The organism is Actinoplanes ianthinogenes, assembly GCF_018324205.1.
Taxonomy (GTDB): domain Bacteria; phylum Actinomycetota; class Actinomycetes; order Mycobacteriales; family Micromonosporaceae; genus Actinoplanes; species Actinoplanes ianthinogenes.
This window is the reverse complement of record NZ_AP023356.1, coordinates 1,239,437-1,259,043: the sequence shown is the minus strand read 5'-3', so window position 1 is coordinate 1,259,043 and position 19,607 is coordinate 1,239,437. Positions and strand designations below refer to the sequence as shown.

Sequence of the window (19,607 nt, the reverse complement as noted above, 5' to 3'; positions counted from 1 at the left end):
GCACCCGGCAGCGGCACCGGATGACAACCGTGGCTGCCGAATCTAGAACTCCCCAGAAAAATCGGTGAGGAGTTCCTCGAAATGCGCATGCGTCGTATCGCCGCCGCCGTCGCCATGGCTGCGGCCGTCACGCTTCCCGTCGTGTCCACCGGTGTGGTCGCGAACGCCGCCAAGCCGAGCTCGTCGCCAGCGTCCGGTAACAAGGGTTCGGACAACAAGGGTTCGGACAACAAGGGTTCGGACAACAAGGGTTCGGACAACAAGGGTTCGGACAGGAAGGGCCCGGCGAAGCCGGAAAAGCCGGCGAAGCCGGAGAAGAAGGTCAAGGTGGCCTTCGCCGCCTCGGGCAAGGTGACCAAGGCCGACGCCACGTCCGTCACGGTCGCGGTCAAGGGCGGCACCAAGGACGTCAAGGGCCGGACCGTCACCATCGCGGTGCCGTCGAGCGCCCGGGTGCTGCTGAACGGCAAGAAGGTCGCGGTGTCCGCGCTCGCCGCCGGCAACCAGATCACGGTCACCGGCACGCACGTCGGCGACGTCTACACCGCCACCAAGATCCAGGCGGTCGGGAAGGCCGCCAAGCCGGCGCCCACCACGACGCCCAGCCCGACGCCCACCCCGACCCCGTCGGCCTCGTCGCCCTCGGCGTCGCCGTCCCCCAGCGTCAGCGACACGCCGGGGCCCTCCGACTCCGTCGAGCCGTCCGAGTCCGCCGAGCCCACCGAGCCGGCGGAGCCCGAGACGACGCCCGCGCCGGAGGCCTGAGGCGACCGCCCGGAAACGATCAGTCGACCGTCCGGGGGAGGGTAGCGGCGGCCTCGCGCAGCGCGGCCGCCGCGACGGCGTACCCGTTGCTCGTGTACGTCCGCGACAGCGACCCCGGCACGGTGAAGTAGGCCGTGGCCAGCTTGGCCGGATCGGTCGCGATCTCCCCACGGGCCGGTACGTCGTTCCCGTCGTCCCAGCCCCACGGCGCGTTCGCCGAGTTGGTCCCGCAGCCGTACGTGCCGGTGCCGCAGCCGCCGGTGGTGTCCCCGGCGAAGGTGCCCAGCGACGCGAACAGCGAGCTGTTGGCCCGCTGCGCCCACATCCCGCCGGACGCGAAGATGTCGACCAGCCGGTATCGCACGTCCCGGTCGTTCGTGCCGGACGGCGACTCGGCCACCGTCGACGGGTAGTACACGATCCCGTCCCCGTTGATCGTGTACTGCGGGTACGCCTTCAGCCCGTGCCCCTTCGCCTCCTGCGCCGTCACCGGGTGCTGGAACGAGTCGTGCGGCGACGACTGGGTCCGCAACGTCCCGTCCACCGTCTCCCCGCCGCCGGTCCAGGTGCTGCCGGCCGGGGTGTACGAGTAGAAGTCGCTGTGCGCCACGGTGACCGCCGCGCGCAGTTGCCCGTACGCCGAGCCGTCCCTCTCCACGATCTCCAGCACGCCCTCGCCGTCGTTCTCGTGCTCGGTCTCGAAGAACGGGTGGTCCACCCAGTCCCGCGGGTGGAAGAAGAAGTACGTCAGATACCAGTGCGTCGAGGTCTCGACCACCGAGTAGTAGACGTGCGCGGTGGTGTCCTTCCCGGCGTCGTCCCAGTTGTCGCGCCCGTCGAGGTCGCCGTCGAAGTCGTAGCGGGCCAGGTAGTCGGACCTGCCGCCGAGCGCGTGCGTGCCGGTCGCGTCGACGTCCTGGTAGTGGATCGGCGCCCAGCGCAGCGCCAGCTCGGCGTCGCCCACCGCGGCCCGGGCCGGCGTCGCCAGCGTGGTGGCCAGCACCAGCCCGGCGACCGTTCCCCTCGTCATGAGATTCATGGATCTGAATCTAAAGGGGCTCCGATGTCGCCGGGGCGAAGTTCAGCTCACCGCACGGTCACAGCGGCATGACGTCCATGTCGCAGTTGGCCCGCTCCCACCGGGCCGCGTCCCGGGTGGCCGGGTGGGCCGCGCCGAGCACCTCGTGATACCGGTTCAGGGTGTCGCTGTGCAGCTCGTACGCCGCCTCGGTGCGGCCCAGAGCCCGCAGGTCGATGGCCAGGTTCAGCGCCGCCGCCAAAGTCGACGGGTGGTCCTGGCCGATCACGGCGCGGTACCGCTCCAGGTTCGGCTTGTCGAGGTCGTGCGCCTCCTGGACCAGCCCGTCGGCGAACAGGTCGCTGGCCAGGTTGGTGGCGCAGCTCAGCGTCAGGATGTGGTCCTCGCCCAGCGCCTCGCGCAGCCGTTCCAGCGTGGCGGTGTTGAGCTGGACGGCCTGGTCCACGTCGCCCTTGAGCCGGTGGATGATGGCCAGGTTGCCGCCCGAGGCCAGGGTGTGCGGGTGCAGCTTGCCGAGCTTGCTGCGGAACCGCTGGAAATTCTCCGTCGCCACCTCCGCGGCCCGTTCCATCTCGCCGGCCTGGCGCAGGTCCAGGGACAGGTTGAGGGCGGCCTGCATCGTGGTCGGGTTGTCCGGCCCGAGGGCGCGGTCGGAGTCGTAGAGGTCGAACACCGAGGCGGAGAGCTTCAACGCCAGCTTGTGGTCGCCGGCCTTGCGGCGGGTGACCGACAGGCTGCGCAACGTCTCCACCGTCTGCGGGTCGCGCTCGCCGAGACTCTCCGCGAACGTCGTGGCCAGCCGCTCGAACTCCTCCCGCGACGTCAGGTAGTCACCCAGCTGGCGGCGGTCGATCAGGACGCCGCGCATCGCGCGCAGCGACTCCTCGTGGTTCTGCCCGAAGGCGCGGACCTTGCGCTCGTAGGTGTCCTGGTCGACCCGGCGCGCCGCCTCGAACTGCCCGGCCAGGCGCATGCTCACGGCCAGGTTGTGCGCGGCGTTCAGGGCCAGCGGGTCATCGACGTCGGCCAGCCGCACGCAGCGGTCGTACACGTCCTGGGACAGCTCGAGCGACTCGCCGAACCGGCCCTGCACGCGCAGGTCGGAGGCGACCGCCTGGATCGCCTCCAGGGTCTCCTCGTGGTCGGGGCCGACCTCCTGGAGATAGATGTCGCGCAGGTGGGCGTTGAGTGCGGCGGCCTCCTCGTACCGGCCGACGGTGAACAGGGTGTAGCCGTACCAGCGGCCGATCTGCAGGGTCTGCCCGTCGTTCTGGCCGAGTCGTTCGCCCCACGCCCGATAGGCCGTCTCCGCGATCTCCAGCGCCTCGGCGACGTTGCCGAAGTAGGAGTGGTATTTCGCCTCGTTGATCACGAGGTCGCGGACCCAGGGCAGCTCCGCCTCGGTGACCGCGTCGGAGGCCGACAGGTGCGGATAGAGCATGCCGTACTTGGGCCAGGAGTCGCGATCGCGGGGTTCGCCCGGGTCGTTGCTGGCCAGCACCTGGTGCGCGCCGCGCCGCATGAGATCGCGTTCCTCCGGCGTCATCCGCTCGACCAGGACGGCCTGGACCAGGCGGTGCATCTGGATGGTGTTCTTCGCGTGGTCGATCCGGGCGAGCGCGTACCGGTTGATCTCCCGGATCGCCCGGTTCAGCTGGATCGGGTCCCGCAGCGTGGTGTCCAGCTCCGGGCTGATCTGCACCCGCAGGTCCCTGGAGAACAGCGCGCGGGAGATCGGCTCCGGCGCCATCAGGGCACAGAGCTGCAACAACCGCAGAGCCGCGGGACGGTTGCGGGCCAGATGGTCGAGCGACACGTTCCACGCGGCCGCGACCGGCACCGGGTAGTCCGGCGGCGGGGACACCTCCAGCAGGGCGATCTGCTGGTCCTTGAACAGCCGGAGGTACTCGGTGGCCTGCATGCCGGTCTCGCCGAGCCACGCACCGGCCTGCTCGATCGCCAGGGGCAGGTCGCCGAGGACGGCGGCGAGGTTGTCGGCCTGCTCGACGCTGATCTTCGGTGCCCGGCGGGTGAGCAGGGCGATGCTCTCCTCGCGCCGGAAGACGTCCACCTCCACGGACTGCGCCACCGCGCTCCACTGCGGGTTGCGCGACGTCACCAGGATCCGCCCGGGACCGCCCATCGGGAAGTAGTCCCGGACCGTCGCCGGGGCGTCCGCGTTGTCGAAGACCAGCAGCCAGTTCTGGTACGGCACGCCGATCCGCAGCGCCTCACGCACGGCCGGGATCGCCGCCGCCTCGGCCTTCACCGGGAGGCCGAGTTTCTGCGCCAGCTCCACCAGGGAGGAGGCGATCTGGGCGGGGCGTTCCGCCGGGATCCACCAGACCACGTCGTAATCGACTGAATTGCGATAGACGTATTCGACTACGACCTGGGTCTTGCCGACGCCGCCCATGCCGTGCAACGCCTCCGGCAGCACCGCCGTGGCCTCGCCCTCGTGCGGGTTCTTGAGCTGTTCCAGCACCTCGGTGCGACCCGTGAAGTTCGGGTTGCGCGGTGGCACGTTTCCCCAGATGGTGGGCACTCGCACGGCCGGCCGGGGTGGGGCGGGCGCGACCGCCCGCGGCACGGGATCCGATTCCAGGGGCTGTGTCATGTGGTCCTCCACCGCGTCGGGCGCGGGCACCGAGCCGGAGCTCGGCGACCCCGCGGGCGCCATTCGATCCACCTGTTCCTGCAGGAGCGCGGCCGGTTGCCGGTACCGGAACGCGAGCGCCCGCAGGACGGTGACGTGGACCTCGGTGATCGACCGTTCGCCCGGCAGGACGGGGACATCGCCGGCCCGGTCCGGATCGTCGAGCGTGGCCGCCATCCGGCGGACCGCCGGAACGTGCTCACCGAGGTAGGAGTCGAGGATGCGGACCACCCGCAGGGTGTCCGCGCGGGGCGACGCGGTGAGCAGCTCGGCTCGGGCGCCGGGGATGAACTCGTGGGTCACCAGGCCGTCGGCGTCCGCGGCCGGACCCGGATCGACCGGCCGCACCAGCCCGGCGACCAGGATCTCGGCCAGGTGGGCGGGTTCCGACTGGGGCAGCAGGGTGGCCTGGATCAGCCGCATCACGTCCAGGTTCAGCGGCGCCGCGGCGGCCAGCCGGGTGGCCAGCTCGGTCGCCTTCGGCGAGACCGCGGACCGGAACGACGCGATCGGGTCGGACGCCGCGCCCGGGACGACGACGGCCGGCGCGGTCGCCGGCAGCAGCAGGCAGGCCAGGTGGGCGTCGGCCGGGCCGGAGTGGGCCAGCAGCCGGACCCAGGCCTCCATCCAGGACGATCCGAACTCGAGGACCGGCACCGGGACGACACCGTCCGGGACCGCGGTGAGGATCCCGTCCAGCGGCTCCCGGCCGAGGGTGGCGTTGTGCACCGGCCCGTCGCCGTCCCGGTAGAGCCGGAGCCGCTCCACCGGCAGCCCCCAGCGGCGCCACATCGCCTGGGGGAGCAGGTGCACCACCGCGACCGCGCCGGCCGTGGCCCACTGGCGCATGCGGCGGAACGGCACGCCGTTGGCCCAGCCGGGGGCCGCGCCGTCGGTGAAGATCAGGGTCAGCCGGGTGCCCGGGCCGGGCTCCGGGCCGGTGAGCCGTACCGTTCCGGCGGCCGGCACCCGCAGGCCGCGGCGTACCACGGTGCGGCGCTGGTCGCCGGCGGTCTCCAGGGCGGCGGCGAACCGGTCCAGGGCGTCCGCCCAGACCGCCATCGAGTAGTGCTGGTCGACGATGAGCTCCAGCTCCCACGCCGGATCCAGCAGGCCGAACGCGGCGGTGAGCGACGGGTCGACCGGGACGGCGAGTGCCGGCCATTGCGCGACGAGGCCTCCGGGCAGGCGTACCGCGCGCTCCTCGATCCGCGAGGGGTGGTCGGTCACGGACTGATGCCTCCTGCCGGCGCCGGGGGCCCGAGCTCGTCGGGCAGCCGAGACGGGTCGTCCCACAACAGGACGAGATTGCGGCCGGTGTCCGCCAAGTCATCGTCATCCCTGGATGACGTGATCCTCAACCGCTGTGCACGATCCGGCAGTTCGACTATTCCGCCGTACGCCAGCAGATCCTCCACCGCCTGCTGAAACCGTTGGTCCGGGGCGCCCCCGCGGTGCCAGAGCAGCACCGGCACCCCGGTGCGGATCGCGACCCGGATCTCCCGGGCGCCGTTCGGCTGCTCCGGCGACGCGCTGAGCACCAGCGTGACGACCCGCTCGTCGAGCACGATGTCCTGCTCCAGCCGCGGCGGGTCACCGGTGCTGTACAGGCAGACCGTGGCGCCCGGGGTGTCGCGCAGCACCTGCCAGCGGCGCCGCCAGACCCGGTGCCGGGTGCGTTCCTGGATCCGGTCGAGGCTGCGCACCACCACCGGGTAGTGCCGGTAGAAGGGCACCGGGCCGTCGTCCGGGTCGATCTCCTTGCTCCACCGTTCGACCGGGAGGTTGAGCAGCGTCATCGGCAGCACGAACTCGAGCCGCAGCGGCCCGCCGTCCAGTGGCCACTGGCTCTCCACCGTCTCGACGATGGCGCGCACCGCGGACTCCAGCATCGGCCGCTCCACCACCTGGTCGGCACCCCGGTGCGGCGCCCAGCGGTCCGGGTCCCACTGGTACCAGTAGGTCACGGTGTATCGCAGCTCGTGCAGCGGATGGTGGTCGATCAGGATCAGCAGCATCGACTGCGCGGGCCCGGCCTCCGCCAGCGGCGGGGCCCACAGCCGGCGCTGGAGCGCCGCGGTGATGCCCCACTTCTGCCCGAGTTGGTTGACCAGGCGTTTGAGCGGGCGGCCGACGGCGTCCTCGACGGCGTCGGCGACCTGCCAGAGGAACACCATGAACAGCGGGACGCCCTGGTCGTCGGCGTTGAGCCCGGCCAGGTGCACGAAGATGTGCCACGGGCTGCGGCAGTGCGCCGGTGGGGCAGGCAGCCGGGAGCGCACCGCGCGCCGGAACAGCTCGTTGATGTTCGAGACCCGGGCGATGTCGAGCTGCTGGAAGATGTCCCGGATGGTGCGCCACTCGTCGTCGCTGAAGTTCTGCACGCCGTCCCACTCGTCGGCCAGCTGGAGCAGCCGCAGGGTGGCCGGCCCGTCCAGCCGGGTCCGGGCCTGCTCGACCAGCAGGGCCAGGCAGTCGACCCCGGCACAGGTGCGGACGATCAGCCGCAGGTGGGTCATGGCGTGATGCACCGGCTCGACCGGCGGGATGCCGTGGTAGCGCTCGCTCACCGCGTGCAGGAGACGCTCCCGGTCCGGGACCGTTTCGAAGGCGTGACTGCGTACCAGGATGTCCGCGATCTCGTTCTGGATGTCGGACCGCGTGCGGTCCGCCCCGTCCCCCGGTGGCCCGCCGTTCACCGGCGACCTCGGCACGCGGGATCTCGCACCGGGGGGCTCCTCTCCGCCGGTCCGGGCGCGGGGACGCCACGGAAACGGTGAGCGACATGTGACTACTGATAGTACTGATGTCGCCGCGCCCAGCAAGTGTTCAGTAGCTCCCCAGCCAATCGATCAGACGGAGCGCCGGGATCTCCTCGCCGGCGGCGTCGAACGCCCGGGCCATCGCCCGGACCAGCTCCGGCCGGCGCACCGCCGCGTTGTCCGGCGCGCCGAGCTCGGCCAGGGCGAGGCCCAGGCCCAGCCACGGCCGGGGGTCGGCCGGGGCCGCCGCGATCGCCGCGAGATAGCCGTCGCGGGCCCGTTCCGGGTGGCCGGCGAGCAGATCCAGGTCGGGCGGCAGCGCGCCGGGAACCTCGGTGGTCACCGTCTCCGGCCGGTCGGTGATCCGGGCGAAGCGCTCCGGCTCGGCCAGCAGCACCCGGGCCAGCACGGCCCGCCCGTCGAGCCAGCGGACGCTCGTGTCGGTGACCGGGCGGGGGTCGTCGAGGCCGTCCACGCCGGCCGGTTTCGGCTGGGGCGCCCCGGCCCGCCAGGCGTCGAGCAGGCCGTCCAGCCGGGTGGGGCCGACCGGCAGGTGGTACGCCCGCCACTGACCGTAGTGGTCGTCGGCGGCCAGCGCGGCGAGCCGCCCGGCCCGGGGGTCGACCGGGTCCGCGGCCCAGCCGCCGACCGTGACGGTCAGCCCGCTGACCAGGTCACGGCCGTGCTCGGTCAGGTCCGGGTCGCCGGTCAGCGCGGTCAGCACGCGGCGCAGCTGGACGGTCCAGAGGGCGAACTCGAACTCGGCGGTCCGGTCGTCGGTGCTGTGCCGGCGGTGGCGCCAGAAGCCGGTGATCCCGATGAACGCGTAGACACCCTGGAGCAGGCCGCTGACCGGGCGGGGATCGTCGCGCCAGGGCGCGTACCGGCGGGCGCCGTCGTTGCGCTCCACCAGCGGGATGAGGTGCAGCAACGCGCCCAGAGCGACGTGCTGGGTCTCGTGGATCATGGTCACCGCGAGCTGCTCGGTATCGTCCGGCATCGATGCGAGCACGGCGGCGAACGCCTCGTCGCAGGTGGCGCTGAGCGGCCGGTACGGCTGGGCGGCCGGCAGCGGCACCACGATCGTCATCGCCGCGGCCACCGCCTCGGCCCGCTCCCGGTCCTGCTCGACCAGCAGCCGCCAGGCGTCGGTGAGCAGCGCCCGCCAGCGCCGCACGTCGGCGTCCGGCAGGGGAGCGGGGGCGGACCAGCCGCGCAGGTTCCGATAAGGGTCGATGTCGTCCAGCAGCACGGCGATCCGGGCGCCGTCGTGCTCGGCGGCACAGGCCGGCAGGTCGCGCCAGCCGGGGCCGCCCCGGCGTACCGTCTGCCCGCCCGCGGCGATCTCGACCACCGGACCGGACCGCCGCACCTCGGCGGTGCCGGCCTCCGGGGTGTCCGCCAGCACCGCGTGCCCCAGGCCGGGCAGCACGACGGCGCCGGCCCGGACCGGCACGGTGATGCTGAAGTCGACGCCGGCCCGGATCGCCGCGGCGGCGGCCAGCAGATGCAGGTACCCGACATCGGTCCAGAGCGGCGCCGGGTCGGTGACCACCGCGCGCAGCCGGCGCAGCAGGTGGGCGGCCCAGATGCCGGTCTGCGGGTAGGTCAGCGCCGCCTCGAAGCCGGCCGGCGAGGCGCGCTCGGCACTCAGGAGCAGGTCCCACGCCTGCGAGACCGGGGCGAGCGGCCCGGTGGCGTCCGGGTCGGCGGCCAGCGCCTCGCGCACCGAACGCAGTGCGACCAGCCGCCAGCTCCGCTCCGAGGTGGCGAGCCGGCGCATCGCCTCGGCGGTGCCGGTGCCGTTGCTGAGGCCGGCGAAGTCCGGCTGCGGCAGCCGGTGGGTGGGCAGCGCTGCGGTGGCGTCTCGCTGGTTGGCGGTCAACGACGGTCCTCGACGATGCTCGGTTCCCGGGCACCGTGTCGGCGCCGGCGAACGGCCAGCGGCCGTCGCCGATTGTCGTCGCCGGGCACGCGCCTCGCAAGGCACCGCGCACGCGCCCGGCGGTCCCGATCAGGGGATTGCGGTCAGTCGGTGAGTCGCTGCGGATTGTAACCGCTGATGCTCTGACTCGGCTGGTCGACCCGGCGCAGCAGCGCCTCGGGTGTCTTTCCCAGAGCCGCGCTGTCGAGCTCACCGACCTCGGCCAGGGTATGACGGCTGAGGTCCGGCACTTCGGTCCGGACGTCCGAGTCTTGCGGCATTGTTGTCAGCACACCCTCATAACGGAGATGACGTCCAAAAGAGATCAGCGCGCACCGGGTGGCTGCGAACTGAAATATCCTGAATATACTGCCGAGTTCTTCCTGATTTGCCAGAATTGGCGGTATTGCCGGGTGTCGCATACGGAGAGCGCTAGCCCATCCAAGCGGTTCGGCCACATCGTGTCATCGACCAACTGGCTCCGTGTTCATCGGCTGACCGGATGATGTTCGTATCAGTCGAACGGCTCCTCCCGGTAGGCCAGTTCGCCCAGTTTCGCCACGTCACCGGGCCTGTCCGAGTACAGCTGCTGGACCACCTCCGCCAGCGCGGGCAGACCGCCCGGCCGGGTGGCCAGCGCGGATAGCAGGGCACGGACGTACGCGGTCGGCTGATCCCCGGGGTCGACGTCCAGTCGCTCGCCCAGCCGTTCCTCGATCATCCCGGTGAAGTGCGCCCGGGTCGCCCGGGTCTGGGTGATCGGCAGCTGGGCCAGCGCCTCGACGAGCTCCTCCGGCGGGACCGTGGGGTAGTCGTACGCCAGCACCGGCGCCGCCCGGGGGAGCAGTCTCGGGACGACGCCCAGCGCGGGGGTGATCTCGTCGGGCTGGGCGGTGAGGTGCCGGAGCAACTGCTCGGCGCCCGGCACCGTGAAACTCTCGATCGTGTAGACGGTGGAGCTCGTCGGGAGCAGGAACGACGGGATCTCACCGGCGCTGCGGCCGGGCAGCAGCACCGGCAGGATCCGGGAGAACCAGCGTGCCCGGTCGGCGTACAGCATCTCGCGGATCAGGCCGGCTTCGTACTCCACGCCGTTGCCGGACCCGGTGACGGCGCCGTTCTCCGCCCGGCTCCGGTACGCCGGCGACGCGATCACCAGCACGAAGTCGACGTCGGCGAGCTCTTGCTCCATCCAGTGGGTCCAGTTGCGGCGCAGCGACGTGTCCATGTCACAGCGTGCGTCGATGCCGTTACGGCGCAGGAAGTGCCACAGCTCGCGGACCGCCGATCGATGTGGATCGTCGTCGTGAGCATAGGAGAGGAAGACTCGCACACTCATCCATCGCTCCCTTCGCCATCACCATAAGGAGCGCTGTCTCGTGGCCACAGCGGCGCGGGCCACAACCGCGCCGGTGGGAAAGGCTAAAAACGGACCCTTCCGGGCCGATCCCTGCAAGCAGAGACCGCGTTGGGGGGTGGGGCAATGCTGTGGCGTGACCGGGTGCTGGCCCCACTGCTGGTGGTGAGCCTGGCCGTGGCGGGCTTCTTCGCCCTCGACCTGGGCAGCCCGCGCGAGAAGATGCTGCTCTGCTGGGTGGTCGCCCCGCTCACCGACCTGGCCCTGTTCGTCCTCTCCCGGCAGGTGTGGCGGCGGGCCGAGCTGGCCCGGCCGAACCGCCGGTTCTGGCGCGCCATGGGCGCCGCCGGGCTGATCTTCGCGGCCGGCGACATCACCCAGCTGGTCTACGTCCTGATCCACCCGGACCGTGACGAGTTCGCCTTCTTCCCGGTGCAGAGCGTGCTCGGGGTGCTCGGCGTGGTGCTGGTGTGCGGGGTGGCGCTGTTCCATCCGAGCCAGAAGTGGTCCCGGGGCACCCGGATCCGGGTGGTGCTGGACGCGGCGATCGTGAACACCGCGGTCGGCGTGCTGATCTGGGTTCTGCTGACCCGGTCCGGGATGGCGAACGCCGGCCCGGCCGGATATCTGTCCGCGTTCTTCGGCTGTGGTGTGGTGCTCTGCGGCGGCTTCCTGGCCGTCAAGATCGGCATGAGCGGGTCCAGCCCGATCGTCATGCGGGCCGCCGTCCCGATCGTGATCTCCACCGCGGTGCAGGCGATCGGCAACGCGCTGCTGCCCACCGACAACATCGACGGCTTCATCTATCCGTCGCTGCTGGTCCTCGGCCCGTGCCTGCTGATGGTCGCCTCGCCGCGCCTCCAGCTGCTGGAGATCCGGGCCGGCCGCGCCGGGCGGATCAAGCCGGACGCCGCCCCGGGGCGGCGCTACAGCTCGCTGCCCTACCTGGGCACCGTGCTCTGTGCGATCGCGCTGGTCGTCACGCTGCTCACCCAGGGACTCGGGCTCTCCGCCTGGGGTGCGCTGGCGGGCCTGCTCCTCAACGTCGCCCTGGTCGTGGTCCGGCAGATGCTGGCACTGGCCGAGAACAACGGGCTGCTCGACCGGCTGGACGAGAGCCTGGCCGAGATCCGCCGGCGGGAGCGCCGGCAGGAGGCGCTGCTGCGGCACGCCTCCGAGATCACCACGATCGTCCGGACGGACGGCGTGGTCACGTACCTGAACCCGGCGGTGGAGCGGATCATCGGCGGCTCGCTGCACGACTACGTGGGGCGGCACCTGCTCAACCTGATGCACCCCGGCGACGCGCCGCGGATCGACGCCGAGCTCGCCGGGGTGTTCGCCACCCCGGGCGCGAAACGGCACATCGAGATGCGGGTGCAGCACGACGACGACAGCTGGCGCTGGCTCTCCGCGGTCGCGGTGAACCTGGTCGAGGAGCCCGGGATCGGTGGCATCGTGATCAACGCCCGGGACGTGACCGAGGAGCGGGAGCTGCGCGAGCGGCTGCGCTTCCAGGCCGGGCACGACGCGCTGACCGGGCTGGCCAACCGGCGGCTGTTCACCGACCGGATCAGCGGGGCCGGGACCGCCGAGGTGGCGGTGCTGCTCGTCGACCTGAACGGATTCAAGCAGATCAACGACACGTACGGGCACGCCACCGGCGACGCCGTGCTGCGGCACGTGGCCGGGCAGCTGCTGGCCTGCACCGGCGCCGATGACCTGGCCGCCCGGCTCGGCGGCGACGAGTTCGCCGTCCTGGCCGGGGCCGGTGCCGAGGAGGCCGAGCGGATCGCCGACCGGCTGCGCGGGGCCCTGGCCGTACCCGCCGAGATCGGCGGCCAGAAGCTCACCGTCGGTGCCAGCATCGGCGTCGCGGCCGGCCCGGCAGACCAGCCGGACAACCTGTTGCACGTCGCCGACCTGCGGATGTACGCCGACAAACAGCGTTCCCGGGAGTCCGTCCGATGAGGCATCCAGCGCGGCACCTGCTGGTCACCGGCGCGGTGGCCGTCCTGGGCATGCTCTGGACGGTCACCGGCATCGGCCCCGCCCCGGTCTGCTACGTGTTCATGCCGGCCGGGCTGGTCGCCGCGGTGTTCGCCCTGCGCGCCCTGCGCCGGGACGTCGAGCTCGCCCCGGCCGGCCGCCGGTTCTATCTGCTGCTGGAGGTCGCCGCGGCGCTGATGGCCGCGGGCTACGTGATCCTGGCCGTGGCCGGGTTCCGCAGCAGTCCGGTGCTGCCGATGATGCCGCTGACCAGCTCGGTGCTGATCGGCCTCGGGCTGCTCGTCGCGATGGTCGCGGTGGGCGGTGTGCCGCTCGGCGTGACCAGCTGGTCGGCCCGCGGCCGGCAGTGGCTGGACCGGCTCATCGCGTTCGTCGGCTGCGCCGTGGTGCTCTGGCACTTCGGGCTCTACCCGATGCTGACCACGGAGAACCGGTGGAGCACCGGCGTGCTCGCCGTGGTGCTGCTCGGCTTCCTGTTCGCGGCCGGCGCCGTCACCAAGGTGTCGTACATCCCGGGCGGCCCGGTGGACCGGGCCGCGGTCCGGCTGGTCGCCGCGACCGGCCTGGTCGCCGCCGCGGTCTCGGTGCTCGCGGTCGCCCGCAGCTACGAGGGGGCGATCCTCACTCAGGCGGTGGCGATGCCGCTGGCGCCGCTGCTGCTCGCGGCGGCCGCGCTGCGCCAGCGGTACGCCACCGGAACCCTCTCGGCACGGGCCAACAGCTGGCTGCCCTACCTCGCGATGGTCGCCGCCGACGTGCCGCTCGCGCACGTGCTGTTCGGCGAGACCCACCTCGGCGACGGGATCTACGAGGGCCGGATCGTCGTCGGCTCGGCCGCCCTGGTCGCCACCCTCGTCTCGGTCCGCCAGTGGGTGGTCAACCGGGACAACGCCCGGCTGCTGCGCGAGCGCGCCGCCTCCGAGGCCCGCTTCCAGTACGAGGCCACCCACGACGCGCTGACCGGCCTCGGCAACCGCAAGCTGTTCCGGGAGCGCCTGGACGCGGCGCTGGCGAGCACCGGCGCCACCGTGCTCCTGGTCGACCTGGACGACTTCAACACGGTCAACGACTCGCTCGGCCACGACGTCGGCGACGAGCTGCTGGTCGCGTTCGCCGACACGCTGCTGGCCGCGACCGGCGACGACGGCGTGCCGGCCCGGCTGGCCGGCGACGAGTTCGCCGTGCTGGTCACCACGCCCGGCGGGGACGCCGCGGTGGCCGAGCGGATCATGACGGCGATCGCCGCGCCGATCAGCGCGCACCGGTTGCTGGTGCATGCCAGCGCCGGCATCGCGTCGGCCCCGGCCGGCACCCCGGCCCGTCACCTGCTGCGCGACGCCGACGCCGCGATGTACGCCGCCAAGCAGCGCGGCAAGGCCAACTGGGTGCGGTACACGGCCGGCATGGAGAAGCCCGCCCAGGCCGACGCCCAGCTCGGCGGCGACCTGCGCCGGGCCCTGGACGCCGGCGAGTTCACCCTGGTCTACCAGCCGATCGTCGACCTGCGCGACGGCCGGACCATCGGCGTGGAGGCGCTGGTCCGCTGGCTGCACCCGGAGCGCGGCATGGTGTCGCCGGCCGAGTTCATCCCGGCCGCCGAGCGCACCGGCCTGATCGTGCCGCTCGGCCGCTGGGTGCTGCGGGAGACCTGCCGGCAGGTCGCCGCCTGGGCCGCCGAGTTCGGTCTCGAGCCGCTGCAGAAGGTCGGGCCCAACGTCTCGGTGCGCCAGCTGCACGACCCGGACTTCGTCGCCGACGTGCGGGCCGCGCTCGCCGACAGCGGCCTGCCCGCCGACCGGCTGGTCCTGGAGCTGACCGAGTCCGCCGTGCTCCGCGGCCACCAGGTGCTCAAGGTGCTGCACGAACTGCACGACATGGGCGTCCGGCTGGCCCTGGACGACTTCGGCACCGGCGAGTCGTCGCTCAGCCTGCTGCGCGCCTTCCCGGCCGCGATCGTCAAGCTGGACAAGTCGTTCGTCGACAACATCGAGCTCGGCGAGGAGGGCAGCGCCGCGGCGAACGCCCGGCAGGCGGTGGCCCGGGCGGTGGTCCAGCTCGCCGACGCGCTCGGCCTGGACACCGTGGCGGAGGGCATCGAGAACCAGGAACAGGTCGATCGCCTGCGCAAACTCGGCTACACGGTGGGCCAGGGATATCATCTGGGCCGTCCGATGGACGCGGCCGCGATGACCGCTCGCCTCGCCGCCCAGCAGCGCGACCTGACCGCTGCCTGAACCGATCAAGATCTTCCTTTACGCAGGCCCAGCGGGGTGCAGATCGCATGCTCCCGCGCGGGCCGGGTGCCGGCGATCAGGACGCTGGCGCGTCCAGAACGATCACCGACCCCCTTCACTGTCCGCGGTTGGTCCCGGAGATCAACCCCCAGCTGGCCCCCACCGCCCTATCCCATCCCCGAATAGGGCGGTGGGGGCCAGCCCGACACTCCCCGGCTGGTCCTCAGCGCCCTATCCCGTGCCCGGGTAGGGCCATCAGGGCCAGCCGGACACTCCCGGGCTGGTCCTCAGCGCCCTGTCCCGTGCCCGGGTAGGGCCATCAGGGCCAGCCCGACATTCCCCGGCTGGTCTCCAGCGCCCTGTCCCGTGCCCGGGTAGGGCCATCAGGGCCAGCCCGACATTCCCCGGCTGGTCTCCAGCGCCCTGTCCCGTGCCCGGGTAGGGCCATCAGGGCCAGCCGGACACTGCTCGGCTGGTCTCCAGCGCCCTGTCTCGTGCCCGGGTAGGGCCATCAGGGCCAGCCGGACACTGCTCGGCTGGTCTCCAGCGCCCTGTCTCGTGCCCGGGTAGGGCCATCAGGGCCAGCTGGACACTCCTCGGCCGGCCTCCAGCGCCCCGGCCAACACGCTGCGGAGCGCTGGGAATCGGGCCGCCCGCCGAGGTCGATAGGGTGGCGGGGATGGACATGGCGGACGACGGCACGAGCACGGCCGGCTCGCTGGCCGGCTGGCTGGAGCGGCTGACCTTCGCCGACCTCACCGAGGGCGAGGTCACCGCCCGGATCATCGACACGATCGCCGAGTGGGCCGACTGGCAGGGCTGGCGGGTCTACCGGCGCGCCCCCAGCGTCGTCCCGCTGCCGCCACCCCTGCGGGGGAACTCGGTGCTCGACGTGGCCTGCGCCCGCCCCGGCGGCGCCGCCCCGATCGCGATCGAGGTGGACCGCACCGACCGGCAGCGCACCGTCGACAAGCTGCTCGCCGAGGCCGCCGCCGGCCGCCTGGCCATCTGGGTCCGCTGGGGTCCGGGCCCGTTCCCGCCACCGCCGCTGCCGGTGCACCTGGTGACCAGGCAGGCCGCCCGCCGCAACGGCAAGTGGCATACGGTGTCGGAGCGGCCCGCTCCCGACCACTCCACGGCCGCGCCCGTCGTCGCCGAGGCCGAGGAGCTGCCGTGGGAACTGTGACCGAGAGCCCGTCCCGCCTGGCCTGGCGGTGCGCCGAGCCCCTGCACGCCATGGTCTACCTGGTGCCGGAGTCGGCCGAGGTCTACGCCCGGCTCGGCCTCGACCCGATGACCGGCTACTTCGCCGCCCGCGGCGCCGCGTTCGGCGCCACCGGCCCGGGCCCGGTCACCGCGACGTTCTACAACTTCAACCCGGCCCTGGTCGCCGGGGCGCTGCCGGCCGCCTGGGACAGGGTCACCCCCGATCAGATGGTCGATGCCCGGCTGGAGATCGTCGACGCGGCGCTTACCCGTGGTCTCGGCGCCGAAACCCTGGCCGGCCCGGAGGTCGCCGAGGCCGCCGAGCTGGCCCGCACCGCCGCGCTGGACGCGGTGTCCCGCCCGCAGGGCCGCCCGCTGTTCGCCGCGCACGCCGAGCTGCCCTGGCCGGACGCCCCGCACCGGGTGCTCTTCCACGCACAGACGCTGCTCCGTGAGTTCCGCGGCGACGGGCACGTCGCGCTGCTGGTCGCCGCCGGGATCAGCGGCCTGGAGGCGATCGTCCTGCACGTGGCCAGCGGCCTGGCCGACAGCCGGTTCCTGCGCTTCACCCGGGGCTGGAGCCGTGACGAGTGGGCCACCGCCGCCGAGGCCCTGCGCGAGCGCGGGCTGGTGACCGTCGGTGAGCCTGCCGACCCGAGCGAGCCGCCGCCGGTCTCCCTCACCGAGGAGGGCAAGCGGCTGCGCGCCGACCTGGAGGCGCGGACCGACGTGCTGGCCGAGCCGGCCTACCGCGCGCTCGGCGACCGGGGCTGCCTGCGGTTGGCCGAGCTGACCCGCCCGCTGAGCCGGACCGTGGTGAAAGCGGGCCTGCTCGATCTCAAAGGTCTGACCGCCGCCGCGGCCGAGCGCAAGCCCTGAGGGGTGATGGCTGAATCACTTGCCGGAGCGTTATCGGCAAGTCACGCTTGGTGACGTGATCCGACAGCAGCGACACCCGGCATCGTGGTGGAACCAGTTCCAGCAGGCGTCCGAGAAATTCGACCTCGCCTACCTCACCGAGCATCTGGGTGACGAGATCACTCCGAAGATCTCGTCGCCGCTGTTGCGCCGTGAGGCTCAGATCGCCCTCGAGGTGATGGTCCGGCATCTGAACAAGCCGGTCAGCGAGGAGCTGGCCGACCGCGCGGCCAAGAGCGTGGAGCGGCTGATCGCCACCGTGGGCCGGCTCGTCGAGCGCTCCGGCGACGGCTTCGAGCTGCGCGAGGCGCACGCCCTGATCCACCTGCTGGAGGGCAAGTTCGGCGACGCGGCCTACGAGGCGCAGGAGTTCGTGAAAACGCAGCTGATCCTCCGCGCCTTCGTCGGCGCGCTGCGGCTGGAGCGGTTCGACACCGATCTCGCGGTCAAGCTCCTCGACCACGGGCAGGACCCGGCCGTCGCCCTGCACTCCGGCCAGGTCGTCGGGAAATATGCCTGGTGGCCGAGCTGGCTGCTCAAGGTGGTCACCGAGCGCGCGATGGCCGGCACGCTGGAGGAGGAGACCATCGCCGCCCTCGACCGTTGTGCCTACGCGGAGTTGAGTCCGGCCCAGGCCCGCATCGCCCGCCGCCTGCTCGACGGTGACGAGTCCCTGATCGATGCCTCCGCGGTCCGCCTGGAGGGCCTCGGCGAGGCACACGCCGCCGAGAAACTCCGCAAGGGCGACCTCACCACGGTCGCCCTCGCGGCCCGCCTGATCCCTATCTAGGCGCCGCCCTCGGTGAGGGTGACGGTGGCCGGCTGGAATCCGCTGCCGGTCACCTCGACGCCCGCGGTCTTGGCCTGCTCGATCGCCTGCTTGATGTAGTCGTTGGTGTAGGCCAGGCCCTCCGGTGCCTTCTTCAGCACAGTGTCGCCGGTCTGGTTCTTGGTGGTCATCGAGATGTCCACGGTCTGCTTCCAGGCCGTCTCGTCGATCACGCCGATCCCGCCGGTCGACGGCCAGATCAGCTTGTTCACCTCGTTCATCTGCCACAGCTGGTGGCTCGTGCCGAGCTTGGAGCCCTTGGCCACGGTCAGATCCCGGCACTTCTCCGGGTTGTCCCGGCAGAACGCCCAGCCCTTGATCGTCGCGGTCAGGAACTTCACGGTCTGCTGCTGGTATCCGGGGTCGCTGAGCTTGCCGGTGTTCGCCCAGACCGCGTCCTGGAGCATCGAGGTGCGCTCGGTCTTCCAGTCGATGATCGAGAAGTCGGCCGGGGTGTACAGCTTGCCGGTCGCCGGGTTCTTCGCCTCCAGCAGCTGGGCGTACTCGTTGTAGCTCATCGCCTGGGCGGCGTCGATCTCCTTCTTCAGCAGCGCCTGCATGTCGAACTGCTGCTGCACCAGGGTGACGTCCTTGCCCGGGTTCAGCCCGGCCTTGGTCATCCCGGCGAACAGCTCGAACTCGTTGCCGAAGCCCCAGTTGCCGACCTTCTTGCCCTTCAGGTCGGCGGCCGTCTTGATCCCGCTGTTCGCCCAGCTCACCTGGTAGGTGCCGGAGCGGGCGAAGATCTGAGCGACGTCGGTGATCCCGGCACCCTGCTCGCGGGAGGCGAGCGCCTTGGGCACCCAGGCGACCGCGTAGTCGGCCTTGCCCTGGGCGAGCACGGTCTGCGGGACGATGTCGACGCCGCCCTCCAGCAGCGTGACGTCCAGACCCTGCTCCTTGTAGAAGCCCTGGTCGACGGCGGCGATGTAACCGGCGAACTGAGCCTGGTAGAACCATTGCAGTTGCAGCTTGATCGGGGTGAGCGCGCCGCCGCTGCCGCCGGGCGCGGGGGTAGTGGGTGTGTCGGCGGTGCCGCAGGCGGCGAGCGCGAGGACCGAGGCGAGGACTATCCGGGAGATCTTCACAAACGAACCCCTAACTACTGATCAAACTTCTCTTCCAAGGCATGGCCAGCCGCTCCAGCAGCAGCGTGACCAGGTAAAAGGTCAGTCCCAGGAGGCAGGCGCCGACGACAAAGGCCCAAGCCCTCGGGTACGCCGTGAAGGCCGCCGCCGAGGTGATCCGCGCGCCGAGCCCGTCCTGGAGCCCGCCGAAGTACTCGGCGACCACCGCGGCGATCACGGCGAGCGAGGACGCCTGCCGCAGCCCGGTGAACAGGTGACCGAGGGCGCCGGGCAGCCGCACCTTGGTCGCGAAGGTCCAGCCGCCGGCCGCGTAGGTGCGCATCAGCTCCTGGTGCACCGGGTTCACCTCGCGCAGGCCGCGCAACGTGTTCAGGAAGACCGGGAAGAAGACCACGATGGCGGTGACCAGACGGCGCGGGACGCTGCTGGTCGACTCGAACATGTTGTTGAGGATCGGGGCGAGCGCGATGATCGGCAGCGCGTTGAGCAGCGCCGCGAACGGCACCGACAGCTCGCCGAGCCCGCGGAACCGGGAGGCCAGCAGGGCCGCCAGGACCGCCACGACGGTGCCGCCGATCAGGCCGGCGAGCGCGTTGGCGCCGCTGGCCAGGGCCGCGTCCCAGACGCTGCCGCGCTGCTCGACCAGCTCCCGCCAGATCGCCGACGGGGCCGGCAGGATGAACGGCGCGACGCGGCCGAGCGTGACGAACAGCTGCCACAGCGCCAGGGCGAGGATCCCCGCGACCAGCGGCGGGAGCACGCGCCTCATGGCGCCACCTCCGCTGCGCTCCGGGGTCGCCATGAGTTTGTGACTGAGCT

14 protein-coding genes are annotated in these 19,607 nt (G+C 72.0%); 6 read left to right on the top strand and 8 right to left on the bottom strand.

All coding sequences use genetic code 11. The annotated features are described in order from the left end of the window. Positions 1-81 precede the first annotated feature (81 nt). The gene (locus Aiant_RS05740) at positions 82-765 is read left to right on the top strand and encodes a hypothetical protein (RefSeq protein ID WP_189335899.1); all 684 of its coding nucleotides are present in this window, start codon (positions 82-84) and stop codon (positions 763-765) included. A 19-nt stretch (positions 766-784) separates the two neighbouring features. Here Aiant_RS05740 and Aiant_RS05735 read toward each other — a convergent pair whose 3' ends face one another. The 6 genes from Aiant_RS05735 to Aiant_RS05710 all read right to left on the bottom strand — a co-directional run bounded on the left by Aiant_RS05735 (position 785) and on the right by Aiant_RS05710 (position 10,485). Then, a complete protein-coding gene (locus Aiant_RS05735; protein WP_189335900.1) occupies positions 785-1,804 on the bottom strand; it encodes a hypothetical protein in 1,020 nt (339 codons plus the stop codon). A 58-nt stretch (positions 1,805-1,862) separates the two neighbouring features. Further along, the gene (gene fxsT, locus Aiant_RS05730) at positions 1,863-5,690 is read right to left on the bottom strand and encodes an FxSxx-COOH system tetratricopeptide repeat protein (protein ID WP_189335901.1); all 3,828 of its coding nucleotides are present in this window, start codon (positions 5,688-5,690) and stop codon (positions 1,863-1,865) included. Beyond that, positions 5,687-7,174, bottom strand: coding sequence for a VMAP-C domain-containing protein (locus Aiant_RS05725; RefSeq protein WP_189335902.1), 1,488 nt, complete (start codon positions 7,172-7,174; stop codon positions 5,687-5,689). The genes fxsT and Aiant_RS05725 overlap by 4 nt, the downstream gene beginning before the upstream one ends. Before the next feature lie 115 nt (positions 7,175-7,289). Further along, positions 7,290-9,107 carry an HEXXH motif domain-containing protein gene (locus Aiant_RS05720; RefSeq protein WP_189335903.1) on the bottom strand — a complete coding sequence of 606 codons (1,818 nt, stop codon included), beginning with the start codon at positions 9,105-9,107 and terminating at the stop codon, positions 7,290-7,292. 143 nt (positions 9,108-9,250) lie between these two features. Then, positions 9,251-9,427: a hypothetical protein gene (locus Aiant_RS05715; protein ID WP_189335904.1), complete on the bottom strand. Its 177-nt coding sequence runs from the start codon at positions 9,425-9,427 to the stop codon at positions 9,251-9,253. A gap of 233 nt (positions 9,428-9,660) precedes the next feature. Next, positions 9,661-10,485, bottom strand: a complete 825-nt coding sequence (locus Aiant_RS05710; RefSeq protein ID WP_189335905.1) for an effector-associated domain 2-containing protein — start codon at positions 10,483-10,485, stop codon at positions 9,661-9,663. A 144-nt stretch (positions 10,486-10,629) separates the two neighbouring features. Here Aiant_RS05710 and Aiant_RS05705 point away from each other — a divergent pair, with 144 nt between their 5' ends. The 5 genes from Aiant_RS05705 to Aiant_RS05685 all read left to right on the top strand — a co-directional run bounded on the left by Aiant_RS05705 (position 10,630) and on the right by Aiant_RS05685 (position 17,661). Beyond that, a complete protein-coding gene (locus Aiant_RS05705) occupies positions 10,630-12,474 on the top strand; it encodes a GGDEF domain-containing protein (RefSeq protein WP_189335906.1) in 1,845 nt (614 codons plus the stop codon). Then, positions 12,471-14,747, top strand: coding sequence for a putative bifunctional diguanylate cyclase/phosphodiesterase (locus Aiant_RS05700; protein WP_189335907.1), 2,277 nt, complete (start codon positions 12,471-12,473; stop codon positions 14,745-14,747). Before Aiant_RS05705 ends, Aiant_RS05700 begins: the two co-directional genes overlap by 4 nt. A 679-nt stretch (positions 14,748-15,426) precedes the next feature. Next, a complete protein-coding gene (locus tag Aiant_RS05695) occupies positions 15,427-15,933 on the top strand; it encodes a hypothetical protein (RefSeq protein ID WP_189335908.1) in 507 nt (168 codons plus the stop codon). Then, positions 15,921-16,832 (top strand): SCO6745 family protein, encoded by a 912-nt coding sequence (locus Aiant_RS05690; protein WP_229831317.1) that lies wholly within the window; start codon positions 15,921-15,923, stop codon positions 16,830-16,832. The genes Aiant_RS05695 and Aiant_RS05690 overlap by 13 nt, the downstream gene beginning before the upstream one ends. A gap of 55 nt (positions 16,833-16,887) precedes the next feature. Further along, positions 16,888-17,661, top strand: coding sequence for a hypothetical protein (locus tag Aiant_RS05685; RefSeq protein ID WP_189335909.1), 774 nt, complete (start codon positions 16,888-16,890; stop codon positions 17,659-17,661). On the opposite strand, the gene Aiant_RS05680 is transcribed toward Aiant_RS05685, so the two are convergent. Together Aiant_RS05680 and Aiant_RS05675 are read right to left on the bottom strand one after the other, a co-directional pair. After that, positions 17,658-18,788: an ABC transporter substrate-binding protein gene (locus tag Aiant_RS05680; protein ID WP_189335910.1), complete on the bottom strand. Its 1,131-nt coding sequence runs from the start codon at positions 18,786-18,788 to the stop codon at positions 17,658-17,660. The two genes, Aiant_RS05685 and Aiant_RS05680, sit on opposite strands and share 4 nt — an antisense overlap. Positions 18,789-18,798: 10 nt before the next feature. After that, positions 18,799-19,557 (bottom strand): ABC transporter permease, encoded by a 759-nt coding sequence (locus Aiant_RS05675; RefSeq protein WP_189335911.1) that lies wholly within the window; start codon positions 19,555-19,557, stop codon positions 18,799-18,801. Between the last annotated feature and the right edge of the window lie 50 nt (positions 19,558-19,607).